The following is a 12,102-nucleotide window of genomic DNA, read 5'->3' on the forward strand; positions in this document are numbered from 1 at the left end:
GGTCCCGGTCGCCTATCACAGCTTCGGCGGGTGGAAGCGCAGCGCGTTCGGTGACGTGAACCAGCATGGCGAAGAGGGCGTGCGCTTCTGGACCAAGGTCAAGACCATCACCCAGCGCTGGCCCGATGGATCGGCCATGGGTGCGCAGGCAGAGGATGGCGCCGCTGCCCGGACGCAGGACGCGTTCGTCATTCCGACGATGGGCTGATCGTATGAAGCGGTGGTTGCTGGCGGTTCTGATGGCGTTGCTGGTCGCCGCGCAGAAACGGATCGCGCTGACCTTCGACGATGCGCCGCGTGCGCGTGGGCCGTTCCTGACGCCCGAGGAACGCACCGCGCGCATAATCGCCGGCCTGCGCAAGGCGAAGGTCCGGCAGGCGGCGTTCTTCGTCGTGCCGGGCAACCTCGCCGCGCCCGACGGTGCGGGCGGCGAGCAGCGGGTCGCCGCCTATGTCGCGGCGGGCCATGTGATCGCCAATCACAGTTTCAGTCATCCGGCGCTCAAGTCGATGACCGCCGATGCCTATCTGGCCGATATCGATAGGGCAGGGGATTGGCTGAAGGGGCGGCGGGGCTTGCGGCGATGGTATCGCTTCCCGTTCCTCGACGAAGGCGGCACCGATAACGCGAAACGCGATGCGGTCCGCGCCGGACTGGCCGCGCGCGGGCTGTCGAACGGCTATGTCACGGTCGACGGATCGGACTGGAATATCGAGAACCTCGCCGCGCAGGCGCGCAGGGCCGGCACGTCGATCGACATGGACGCCCTGCGCGACCTGTATGTCAAGACGCATGTCGAATCCGCCGAGTTCGCCGAACGTCTGGCTGAAAAGGCGTTGGGGCGGCAGCCGGTGCAGGTGATGCTGCTGCACGAGACCGACCTTGCCGCCTATTGGATCGCCGATTTGGTCGCGGCGCTGCGGGCGAAGGGCTGGACGATCGCGACCGCCGATGCGGCCTATCGCGATCCGATTGCGAAGCTGCACCCCGACACGCCATCGGCGCAGGGTAATCTGCTCGAGGCGATTGCGTGGCAGAAAGGCGTACCGGCGCCGCGCTGGTACGAACGCAATACCCTGTCGATCGCGGATTCGCTGTTCCGGGCGCGCGTCCTGCACGAGACGCAATGACGACGCGGCGGCATAGCGCCTCGGCCTCGCCGTATGAGGCGACGATCGGTTTCGCGCGCGCCGTGCGGGTAGGGGAGCGCATCCTCGTGTCGGGAACCGCGCCGGTCGAACCGGATGGCAGCAGCACGCCGGGTGCCGCCGCAGCACAGGCCGAGCGCTGCTTCGCGATCATCGCGCAGGCGATCGGGCAATTGGGCGGGCGGATCGACGATGTGGTCCGCACCCGCATGTACCTGATCGATCCGGCCGATGCCGAGGCGGTGGGGCAGGTGCACGGAAGAGTATTCGGCACCGTCCGGCCCACCGCGACGATGCTGGTGGTGGCAGCACTGCTCCGTCCCGAATGGCGGGTGGAGATCGAGGCCGAAGCAATAGTGGAGAGTGAAGCGTGAATCCGTTCGATCTGACCGACGACCAGCGTGAGATTCAGGAACTGGCCCGCCGCTTCACCGCGGATGCGATCACTCCCCATGCCGCCGAATGGGACGAGAAGCATATCTTCCCGCGCGACACGATCAAACAGGCGGCGGAACTGGGCTTTGCCGCCATCTATGTTTCCGAGGAGGCGGGCGGGATCGGCCTCGGGCGGATGGAATCGGCGCTGATCATGGAGGCGATGGCCTATGGCTGTCCGTCGACATCCGCGTTCATTTCGATCCACAATATGGCGGCGTGGATGCTCGACGCATTCGGTTCGGCCGAATTGAAGGCGCGCTTCCTCCCCGACCTCGTGACGATGGACAAGCTCGCCAGCTATTGCCTGACCGAGCCGTCGTCGGGATCGGACGCGGCGGCGCTGAAGACCAAGGCGGTGCGCGACGGCGATGACTATATCGTGACCGGCACCAAGCAGTTCATCTCTGGCGCGGGCGACAACGACGTCTATCTGGTGATGGTCCGTACCGGGGGTGAGGGGCCGAAGGGTATCTCCTGCCTGTTGATCGAGCGCGACATGCCCGGCGTGTCGTTCGGCGCGAACGAACGCAAGCTTGGCTGGCATTCGCAGCCGACGCGGGCGGTGATCCTCGATTCCGTCCGCGTGCCCGCCGCCAACCTGGTCGGGACCGAGGGACAGGGGTTTTCGATCGCGATGCAGGGGCTGGACGGTGGACGGTTGAACATCGGCGCCTGTTCGCTGGGAGGGGCGCAACGCTGCCTCGACGAAGCCATCGCCTATACCAAGGCGCGGCAGCAATTCGGTAAACCGATCGCCGATTTCCAGAACACCCAGTTCACGCTGGCCGACATGGCGACGGAATTGGAGGCGGCGCGGGCGCTGCTCTACACCGCCGCTGCCAAGGTGACCGCGAACGCTCCCGACAAGACGCGCTTCGCCGCGATGGCGAAACGCTTCGCCACCGATACCGGATCGAAGGTGGTCGATCAGGCGCTGCAACTCCATGGCGGCTATGGCTATGTGATGGACTATCCGATCGAACGCTTCTGGCGCGACCTGCGCGTCCATTCGATCCTTGAGGGGACGAACCAGGTGATGCGGATGATTGTGGGTAGGGAGTTGGTGCGATGAAAATCCTCCCCGGCACGGGGAGGGGGACCATGCGCAGCATGGTGGAGGGGGCTGTCCTGCTCCACCACGGTTGCGACTGCGGCGCTCCCCCTCCACCAGCTTCGCTGGTCCCTTTCCCCGCGAGCGGGGAGGATTTGGCATGATCCTCACCTCTGTCGACAACCATCTCGGCCGCATCCGGCTGAACCGGCCCAAAGCCCTGCACGCGCTCAACCTCGACATGTGCGAGGCGATGCTCGCCGCGCTGGAAGCATGGCGCGAAGACGCCGCCGTCCATGCCATCCTGATCGATCACGCCGAAGGACGCGGCTTCTGCGCGGGCGGCGATATCCGCATGATCGCCGACAGCAGCGCCGGCGATGGGGCTACGGCACGCGCCTTCTTCGCGACCGAATATCGGCTGAACCACCGGCTGTTCACCTATGCCAAGCCGACCATCGCCGTCATGGACGGGGTGACGATGGGCGGCGGGGTCGGGATTTCGCAACCCTGTAAGGTTCGCATTGCAACCGAGAATACGCGCTTCGCCATGCCCGAGACCGCAATCGGGCTGTTCCCCGATGTCGGCGGCGGATGGTATCTGTCGCGGTTGCCGGGACGGATCGGCCCATATCTGGCGCTGACCGGCGCGCGGATCGACGGCAGCGAGATGCTGGCGCTCGGCCTTGCGACGCATCTGGTGTCGGCGGCGGCGATCGATACGATCACGACGGCGATCGCGGCCGATCCGATGGCGACCGACGCGATCCTGTCCGATCATGCGACCGCGCCGGGCGAGCCGGCGATCCTGCAACAACGCGAGGCGATCGACCGCTTGTTCGCGAGCGACGATTTCGAGGAAATCCTGTCCGCGCTCGAAGCCCATGGATCGGACTGGGCGCAGACACAATTGGCGACGCTGCGCCAGCGGTCGCCCCTGTCGTGCAAGGTGTCGCTGAAACTGCTGCTCGACGGTGCGACCATGCCGACCTTCGAGGACGAGATGCGGCAGGAATATGCCGTCGTCACCCGCATCGTACAGCGACCCGATATCGTCGAGGGGGTGCGCGCGGTGATTGTCGACAAGGATCACGCGCCGAAATGGAACCCGGCGACACCGGACGCGATCAGCGATCATATGATCGACCGCATCTTCGCGCCGCTCGGCGAAGCGGACGAATGGCAGCCATATTGATTGGGGAATAGCATGCCCGACTACCAAAGCATTCTCGTCGAACGCCGTGATGCGGTGACGTTGGTCACGCTCAACCGGCCGCAGGCGCTGAACGCGCTCAACGCGCAGATCCTGTCGGAATTGCTGGATGCGATGCGCGCCTTCGATGCCGACCCGACACAGGGCTGCGCGGTCATCACCGGATCGGCGAAGGCCTTCGCCGCCGGGGCGGATATCAAGGAGATGCAGGAAATGGACTTCGCCGCCATGTATGACGGCGACCATTTCGGCGGCTGGGACGCGTTCACCCGCACCCGCAAGCCGATCATCGCGGCCGTTGCCGGCTTCGCACTTGGCGGCGGATGCGAGTTGGCGATGATGTGCGACTTCATCCTCGCCGCCGATACCGCGAAGTTCGGTCAGCCCGAGATCAAGCTGGCCGTCACCCCCGGCATGGGCGGGTCACAGCGCCTCGCCCGCGCGGTGGGCAAGGCGAAGGCGATGGAGATGTGCCTGACCGGACGGATGATCGGCGCGGAGGAGGCCGAACGCTGCGGCCTGGTCGCGCGGATCGTGCCCGCCGACGATCTGGTCGAAGACGCGGTGAAGACCGCCGCGACCATCGCCGCCATGGCACCGCTGGCGGTGAAGGCGAACAAGGAAATGGTTAACGCCGCCTTCGACACTACCTTGGCGCAAGGGGTCCAGTTCGAGAGGCGCCTGTTCCACGGCCTGTTCGGCACGGCCGATCAGAAGGAAGGCATGACCGCCTTCGTCGAAAAGCGGCCCGGCAACTGGACCGGGCGATAGGAGAAACCAGCATGGCACGGATCGGCTTCATCGGCCTTGGCAATATGGGCGGGGGCATGGCCGCCAATCTGGCGAAGGTGGGGCATGACGTCCGCGCCTTCGACTTGTCCGCCGACGCGCTCGCCCGGGCGAAGGCGGCGGGGTGCCTGCCGGTCGCCGACGCGGTCGAGGCAGCGACGGGTGCGCAGGCGGTGGTGACGATGCTGCCTGCCGGCACGCACGTCGCGCAAATCTATGCCGACGCGCTGTTCGACGTTGTCGATACCGGCGCGGTGCTGATCGATTGTTCGACGATCGACGTCGATACCGCGAAGGCGGTCGCCGAAGCCGCCCGTTCGAAAGGGTTGCAGGCGGTCGATGCGCCGGTATCGGGCGGGATCGCTGCGGCGAATGCGGGGGCGCTGACCTTCATGGTCGGCGGCAGCCCGACGGCATTCGCCAAGGCCGCGCCGTTCCTGGAAGACATGGGCAAGGCGGTGATCCATGCCGGTGCGAACGGTGCGGGGCAGGCGGCCAAGATGTGCAACAACATGCTGCTCGGCGCATCGATGATCGCGACGTGCGAGGCGTTCGCGCTGGCCGAGAAGCTGGGACTGGACGCGCAGACCTTTTACGACATTTCCTCGGTCAGTTCGGGGCAATGCTGGTCGACGACCAGCTATTGCCCGGTGGCAGGCGTCGGTCCCGAAACACCGGCCGATCGCGGGTTTCAGGGCGGGTTCGCCGCCGCGCTGATGCTGAAGGATTTGCGCCTTGCCATGCAGGCGGCGGCAGGGGCGGGAGCGGATACGCCGATGGGCGCCCGGGCAGCCGAACTCTACGCCCGCTTCGTCGAAGATGGCCATGCCGGCACCGATTTCTCCGGCATCATTCAGACGTTGCGATAGCAGCGGCTTGACGGGGAAGCGCCGATCCGCTTGGAACGCCGCTTCCCCCACGCGGACGTGGCGAAATCGGTAGACGCAGCGGACTTAAAATCCGCTTCCCATCGGGAGTGCGGGTTCAAGTCCCGCCGTCCGTACCACGGGCTGGCCGCCGCCCCGCCTTTCATGGCATGGAGCGGCGCATGACCCGCTTGCTGTTTCTTGGCGCTTTGCTGCTCACGCTTACCGCGTGCGACCGGGGCGCGGATGAACGGCCGGTGGCGGTCGATGCGATCGAGCAGAACGGCACCGGCAATACCGAGCGGGTGTTGCTGCGCAGTGCGCTGGCGCAGGGGCTGGTACGCTTCGACGCGGCGGGACAGGTCGAGCCGGCGATCGCCGCGCGCTGGAACATGGTCGATGACGGGCGCAGTTATATCTTTCGGCTGGGCGACGCGACGTGGAGCGACGGTCGGCCGGTGACCGCCGATCAGGTCGTAGCCGCCCTGCGCCGCACGGTGCGGGTCGAGGCAGGGCACCGACTGAGCCCGTTCCTGCGGTCGATCGACGAGATCGTGGCGATGACGCCGCAGGTGATCGAGGTCCGGCTCAAGAGACCCAATACCGAATTGCTGACCCTGCTGGCGCAGCCCGAACTGGCGGTCATGCGCGGCGCGCAGGGCAGCGGGCCGATGCGGCGGCTGGCGGGGGAGGGGGTGCGGCTGCGCGCGCCGGTCGATCCCGATGCACCGGCCCCGGTTCCGGCCGACGAAGTGCGACTGAACGGCATGCGCGCGGCGCTGGCGGTGGCGCGGTTCCGCGAGAAACGCAGCGATCTGGTGCTGGGGGGCGCGTTTGCCGACTGGCCGATCGTCGCTGCGGCGGGACTGCGACCGGCCGATATCCGCGTCGATCCGGCGCGCGGGCTGTTCGGTTTCGCCATGGTCGGGCGCTACGGGTTTCTGGCCGCGCCGCTCAACCGCGCGGCGGTGGCGATGGCTATCCAGACCGCCAACCTGACGGCCGCGATCGACGCGAACTGGGCCGGCGCCGATACCGTCCTGCCCGAAGCGTTCGATTCGGGTAGCGATCCGGCATCGCCGCCATGGCGCAACCTGACCGAGGCGCAACGCTGGCAGACCGCGCGTGCGCAGGTCGCCGCATGGGGACAGCCGGTGACGGTGCGCGTCGCGCTGCCCGACGGGCCGGGTGCGACGTTGCTTTGGGGACGGACGGCGGCGGCATTGGCGCGAATCGGGGTGCGGGGGCAGCGGGTCGGGATGGATGCGCCCGCCGACCTTGCGCTGGTCGACCGGGTCGCACCCTATGACAGCGCGCGCTGGTATCTGGCGACGGCGTGCCGGGGCTGCGCGCCGGATGCGATGATGCTGATCGCCGCCGCGCGCGACGCCACGACGTTGCCCGAACGCGCGCAGCGATTGGCAGCGGCGGACGCGGCGCTGGCGGCGGATGTCGCGTTCGTCGCCGTAGCGCGGCCGTGGCGCTGGTCGCTGGTCGTACCCCGGCTGCGCGGGTTTCAGACGAACCCACGTGGCGTGCATCCGTTGAACCATCTGCGCGGCGATACCAGATAGGGTGTATGGCAAAGCCGACCCGCATCTCCCCCGAAATGTTCGAACAGATCGCCGGACATCTCGACAAGAACCCTGACGCCGTGCGCCGCCGCGTGGTGGCGATCGAGCGGCTGATGGAACGGTCGATGACGATCCCCGGCACCAACCATCCGATCGGACTCGACTTCCTGCTGAACTTCATCCCCGTGGTCGGCAGCTTCATCGGCGCGGCCGTGGGCAGCTATATGCTGTGGGAAGCGCGCAACCTCGGCATGTCGCGGTGGCAGATGGCGCGGATGGCGGGCAATGTCGGCACCGACTGGGCGCTGGGGCTGATCCCGATCGTAGGGGCGGTCCCCGACTTCTTCTTCCGGTCGAACACGCGCAATCTGCGCATCATCCGCAAGCATCTTGACCATCACCATCCGGCGACGGCGACGGTCGAGGGCTGATTACGCCGCCGGCCGCCCGCCGCGCCAGATTTTGATCCGGGTGCCGGGCGTCACGCCGCCCTGATGCGCCGGGCAGGCGGTGTAGCGACGACGCTTGTCGAGGCAGAGCCAGACCTCATCCAGCCAGCCGCGCTTGTTGGTGGTGATCCGCATCGATCGGGCGGTGACCCCCGGATTGGCGCGAGCGATGGCGGCGGCGAGCTGCCCGGCGGTAAGGTTCGGCCGCCGCGATAGCGCCATCATGTTGGGGAAGCGCAGTTTTTGGAACAGGCTGCGCGATTCGTCGAAATAGGCGGCGGGCGATACGCCCATGCAGGTGCCGTGCTTCGCATATTCATGCTGGAGCAACTGCGCCGACGGGGTCACGCACAGATTCTTGGCGATCACCGGTTCGGGCAGGATCGGGGTCGAGGTGCAATATTGCGGCCAGTCCTTCCCCTCGCCATCGGGCCACAGGCCGTGGAGGGTAAAGCCGAAGCGGTTGCCGCCGCCGCATTGGAAGGCGTTGCGCTGGTCGTCGGCGCGCGTCCGGCAATATTCGGGGCTCCAGGTGATGGCGAGCGTATAGCTGCCGATCGGGAGGACGCGGCGCGGCTGCGACGGGCTGGGCAGGTCGGGGCGGGGACGTTCGATCTGCGCCGGGACCGAACATTGCAGCGTCTGTGCCTGACCGGCGGCGGGCAGCAGCAGGGCGGCGAGGGGCAGGGCGATCCGCTTCATGCGTCTTCCTCCGCAGCGTCGAACGGCGCGAAGCATGCGGCCGCATCGGGGCCGAACAGGAAGAAGGTCGCCGCTGCCTGCAATGCGACCGCAAGGATGCGGAGGATCCCGCCGGCGTCGACGATCACCGCGTTGCCGGCAAGGCCAATAAACAGGCTGCCGACCGCAAAGACGGTGAAGACGGTCACGATCCAGCGCGCGACGTTGCTGGCGCGCTTGGCGGCGAAGAACCAGAGCAGCAGCGCGATCAGCACGCCGGTCGCGATCATCCCGCCAGCGGCGACCGCCGCACCCGATCCCAGTGCGGCGGTATCCGGATTTTCGGTCAGCCTAGCGATGGTCACCGGCCATTCGATGATATTGCCGATCAGCCCGACGACGATCGAGGCGAGGTAGAGCCGGTCGAACCGGACGATCGAAACTGGACGCATGGCGTATCCCCGTTGCAGCGCTTGGCGGCGTGGTTATGCCGCGTCGAGGGTGAAATCCAGCCCGATATCGGCGGCAGGCGCCGACTGGGTCAGGCGGCCGACGCTGATATAGGTCACGCCGGTTTCGGCAATCGCCCGGATCGTATCAAGATTCACGCCGCCCGACGCTTCGGCGGGGACGCGGCCGGCGATCAACGCGACGGCTTCGCGCAGGGTCGGCGGGGTCATGTTGTCGAGCAGCAAATGGGTCGCGCCGGCCGCCAGCGCGGGTTCGATCTGACCCAGCGAATCGACCTCGACGATGATCCGTTCGATGCCCGCCGCCTTGGCCCGCGCGGTGGCCTCCCCGACCGATCCGGCGACCGCGACGTGATTGTCCTTGATCATCGCCGCGTCCCACAGGCCCATGCGGTGATTGGTCGCGCCACCCATGCGGGTCGCGTATTTCTCGAGGAGGCGCAGGCCGGGGATCGTCTTGCGCGTGTCGAGCAGCGTCGCGCCGGTACCCGCGATTTCCGCGACATAGCGGGCGGTGAGGGTGGCGATGCCCGAGAGGTGCTGGACGGTGTTCAGCGCCGATCGTTCGGCCGTCAGCAGCGCACGGGCATTGCCGCGCAGGCGGAGCAGGGCGGTGCCGGGGGCGACCCGGTCGCCGTCGGAAACCAGCGGTTCCAGAACCACTTGGCCGTCGAGGTGACGGAAGAAGGCGGCGGCGATGTCGAGGCCGGCGACGATGATCGCGTCGCGGCTGTCCATCACGCCGGCAAAGACCGCCTCGGCGGGGATGACGGCGGCGGCGGTGATGTCGCCGGCATCGCCCATATCCTCGGACAGGGTGGCGGCGACGAAGGCAGGCAGGTCGAAACCGGGGAGCATGGCATTGTCCGACAAGGAGGAAGTCGAGCGGCTATAGGACGGAGGGCGAAGTTGGTGAAGGTGACACGTACGCGACATTGCGCAGGGCCGAACGACGACTGCGGATGGCGCTGCAAGCTCGCCAGCATGACGTCATCCGAAAGTGTAGGAAAGCGATGAAGCCAAGCGCCGCGCCGATCGTTTCCCTCCCCGAACGAAATCGGAGGACGATGTGAGCGGACGGACGGTGGTGGTGACGGGCGCGGAATCGGGGATCGGCGCAGCGTGCGCGGCGGCATTCGGGCGCGCGGGCGACCGGGTGGCGGTGCTGTATCATTCGGACACCGCAGGCGCCGAGGCCAGCGCAGCAGCGGTCCGCACGGGCGGGGGCGAAGCAATCACCATCCAGGCCGATGTTGACGGCGAAGCGTCGGTCGACGCCGCCTTTGCCCAGGTCGAGGCCCAATGGGGGCCGGCGGACGTGCTGGTCAACTCGGCCGGGCTGAACATGACCGGCGTCACCGTGCGCGACATGAAGCTCGACCAATGGCGGCGGCTGATCGACACCGACCTGACCGGCGCGTTCCTGACCTCGCGCCGGTTCCTGACCGGGCGTGGCGACAAGAACGGCGATGCGGCGATCCTGCACATCTCGTCTATCCATGCCTATGCGGTACGCGCGGGCGGCGCGGATTATTGCGCGGCGAAGGGCGGGCTTACCAACCTCGTCGAAACGCTGGCGATCGAGGAGGCGGCGCGCGGCATCCGGATAAACGCGATCGAACCGGGCATGATCCTGACGCCGATGAATGCGCGGGCGCAGGCGGATGCGACCTATCGTGCGACGCTCGAACACAATATCCCGATGCAGCGCGCCGGAAATCCCGAGGAGGTCGCCGATCTGGCGGTGTTCCTGGCCAGCGACCGCGCCCGCTACATCACCGGCGCCCGGATCGTGATCGATGGCGGGCTGTCGCTGATGCAGGCGATCGGCGCATGAGCGGCGGTGGCAACATCGGCGATCCGCACCGCAGGGACGTGGTCGCCGATAACGAGATCGAACTGGACTTCAACGTCCGCCGGATCGAGGACGTGACGCTCGACGGTCCGCCCGCGCTGATGACGCGCGACCTGATGAGTCCCTATGTCTGGCAGGAGGCGGACGGGCGCTTCGGGATGATGGTCCGCGCCGTCACGCGTCCGGGCGAGCGGATGACCGATACCGGAGTGATCTGGACCGGGTGGAGCAAGGACGGACGCCACTTCGCGATGCTGCCCGAACCGTCGATCGTGCCGGGACCGGACGCGCATGACGCCGGCGGTGTCGAAGACCCGACCGTGGTGCGCCGCGACGACCGCTATGTCGTCTATTATTCGGGGGTGCTGGGCGATCATGCCCATGGCGAGCTGTCCTATGCGACCGGACCGTCGCTCGACCGGCTGACCAAGAGCGGGGTGGCGCTGGCGTCGTCCAAGTCGGAGGGCAATACCAAGGAAGCGACGATCGACCGTACCCCCGACGGGCGCTGGCGGCTGTTCTACGAATATGCCGCCGATCAGGCGTCGCGGGTCGGCATGGCGATCGGCGCGGATGTGGCGGGACCGTGGGACGAACAGCCGACGCCGTTCATGCCACGCGCCGACAGCTGGGACGACTGGCATCTGTCGACCGGGCCGCTGTTGACCGACGATCCGGCGCTGCCGGTAATGTTCTACAACGGCGCGACGCGAGATGCGCGGTGGCGGATCGGGTGGGTGGCGTTCGATGCGGACTATACGCGCGTGGTGGCACGGGGGATCGAGCCGCTGATCACCCCGCCGCCGGTGGACGACCGCAGCGCGACGGACATCGCATTCGCGGCATCGGTAGTGGTCGTGGACGGCGCGATCTGGCTCTATTACTCGCTGGAGGATCGCAAGCTGGCGAGGGCGTTGATCCGACGGAGTTGAGGCCCCTGCCGACGCTTTGGCGGGCGTTCCAGCCATCGGCCCGTTCGCTGGGAGCCTGTCGGGAAGGGCATTCCGGCCGGCGGGGTTCGGCACTGCCCCAACGACTATGTCTGGTTGTGGATCGATGGCGTCGGCAGGGAGGGCCATCGTGATTGCGTCAGGAGGGCTGGCTAGTTCTGCCCCTGAAAGCCTTCCAACGACGTCCGGCGACCTTTTAACGCAACCCTTGCAAGCGGGCCGATTTGTCCAATGGCTGCGTCGTCGTCATTCACAGGGCAACACCGGCTACATTACGATGGTGCAGATTGGTGGAAGACCGTTAGCCCCGATAACGCGGGGATGTTCCGGACGGGTGCGCCATTGCGAGGTCGGAGGATGCGTTTCCCCGCATTGGCGGGGGTCGGGCATCGATCGCGGAACGACCGAGCCGGGTGGATCGAGTGCGTCGTACTGACCTCGGTTGATGGCGTGTTTGAAGTGGGGATGACCGGTGACATGGCGGCGATGCTGACGATCAGCCAGGTGGGCAGACGTAAAAACACCCCGGGAGCGGGAGCTACCGGGGTGCGACGAGTGAGTTTGGTTGCGGGGACAGGATTTGAACCTGTGACCTTCAGGTTATGAGCCTGACGAGCT

General features: G+C 67.0%; 13 protein-coding genes, 1 tRNA gene and 1 pseudogene. 12 read left to right on the forward strand and 3 right to left on the reverse strand.

Annotated elements, in window-relative coordinates:
- From ASE59_RS14890 to ASE59_RS14935, 10 genes and pseudogenes are all read left to right on the forward strand, one after another.
- Window positions 1-208 (forward strand): annotated as a pseudogene (locus ASE59_RS14890) (methylmalonate-semialdehyde dehydrogenase (CoA acylating)); the annotation flags it as partial.
- A gap of 4 nt (window positions 209-212) precedes the next feature.
- Complete coding sequence (locus ASE59_RS14895) at window positions 213-1,130, forward strand: polysaccharide deacetylase family protein (RefSeq protein WP_056457924.1); 918 nt, start codon at window positions 213-215, stop codon at window positions 1,128-1,130.
- Window positions 1,127-1,522 carry a RidA family protein gene (locus ASE59_RS14900; RefSeq protein ID WP_056457927.1) on the forward strand — a complete coding sequence of 132 codons (396 nt, stop codon included), beginning with the start codon at window positions 1,127-1,129 and terminating at the stop codon, window positions 1,520-1,522. The genes ASE59_RS14895 and ASE59_RS14900 overlap by 4 nt, the downstream gene beginning before the upstream one ends.
- Complete coding sequence (locus tag ASE59_RS14905; protein ID WP_056457930.1) at window positions 1,519-2,658, forward strand: acyl-CoA dehydrogenase family protein; 1,140 nt, start codon at window positions 1,519-1,521, stop codon at window positions 2,656-2,658. Before ASE59_RS14900 ends, ASE59_RS14905 begins: the two co-directional genes overlap by 4 nt.
- 139 nt (window positions 2,659-2,797) lie before the next feature.
- Window positions 2,798-3,832, forward strand: a complete 1,035-nt coding sequence (locus tag ASE59_RS14910) for an enoyl-CoA hydratase/isomerase family protein (RefSeq protein WP_056457933.1) — start codon at window positions 2,798-2,800, stop codon at window positions 3,830-3,832.
- Between the two features lie 12 nt (window positions 3,833-3,844).
- Window positions 3,845-4,621, forward strand: coding sequence for an enoyl-CoA hydratase (locus ASE59_RS14915; RefSeq protein WP_056457936.1), 777 nt, complete (start codon window positions 3,845-3,847; stop codon window positions 4,619-4,621).
- Between the two features lie 11 nt (window positions 4,622-4,632).
- Window positions 4,633-5,508, forward strand: a complete 876-nt coding sequence (gene mmsB, locus ASE59_RS14920; RefSeq protein WP_056457939.1) for a 3-hydroxyisobutyrate dehydrogenase — start codon at window positions 4,633-4,635, stop codon at window positions 5,506-5,508.
- Window positions 5,509-5,559: 51 nt separating this feature from the next.
- Window positions 5,560-5,645 (forward strand) — tRNA-Leu (locus ASE59_RS14925).
- A 42-nt stretch (window positions 5,646-5,687) separates the two neighbouring features.
- Window positions 5,688-7,079, forward strand: coding sequence for an ABC transporter substrate-binding protein (locus tag ASE59_RS14930; protein ID WP_056457944.1), 1,392 nt, complete (start codon window positions 5,688-5,690; stop codon window positions 7,077-7,079).
- Between the two features lie 5 nt (window positions 7,080-7,084).
- Window positions 7,085-7,510 (forward strand): DUF4112 domain-containing protein, encoded by a 426-nt coding sequence (locus ASE59_RS14935; RefSeq protein WP_082458493.1) that lies wholly within the window; start codon window positions 7,085-7,087, stop codon window positions 7,508-7,510.
- Here the strand turns inward: ASE59_RS14935 and ASE59_RS14940 are convergent, their stop codons facing one another.
- Genes ASE59_RS14940 through nadC form a run of 3 tightly spaced genes read right to left on the reverse strand, consistent with a single transcriptional unit; the run spans window position 7,511 to window position 9,537 of the window.
- Window positions 7,511-8,230 carry a ribonuclease T2 family protein gene (locus ASE59_RS14940; RefSeq protein WP_056457948.1) on the reverse strand — a complete coding sequence of 240 codons (720 nt, stop codon included), beginning with the start codon at window positions 8,228-8,230 and terminating at the stop codon, window positions 7,511-7,513.
- Window positions 8,227-8,661, reverse strand: coding sequence for a hypothetical protein (locus tag ASE59_RS14945; RefSeq protein ID WP_056457950.1), 435 nt, complete (start codon window positions 8,659-8,661; stop codon window positions 8,227-8,229). The genes ASE59_RS14940 and ASE59_RS14945 overlap by 4 nt, the downstream gene beginning before the upstream one ends.
- Before the next feature lie 33 nt (window positions 8,662-8,694).
- Complete coding sequence (nadC, locus tag ASE59_RS14950) at window positions 8,695-9,537, reverse strand: carboxylating nicotinate-nucleotide diphosphorylase (RefSeq protein WP_056457953.1); 843 nt, start codon at window positions 9,535-9,537, stop codon at window positions 8,695-8,697.
- 211 nt (window positions 9,538-9,748) lie between these two features.
- Here nadC and ASE59_RS14955 point away from each other — a divergent pair, with 211 nt between their 5' ends.
- Entirely contained in the window at window positions 9,749-10,516 is a 768-nt protein-coding gene (locus ASE59_RS14955; protein WP_235515800.1) for an SDR family oxidoreductase, read from the forward strand.
- Window positions 10,513-11,466, forward strand: a complete 954-nt coding sequence (locus ASE59_RS14960) for a glycosidase (protein ID WP_156360104.1) — start codon at window positions 10,513-10,515, stop codon at window positions 11,464-11,466. The genes ASE59_RS14955 and ASE59_RS14960 overlap by 4 nt, the downstream gene beginning before the upstream one ends.
- Window positions 11,467-12,102: the final 636 nt, after the last annotated feature.

Origin of the sequence: Sphingomonas sp. Leaf10, from assembly GCF_001421245.1 — a bacterium.
GTDB lineage: Bacteria > Pseudomonadota > Alphaproteobacteria > Sphingomonadales > Sphingomonadaceae > Sphingomonas.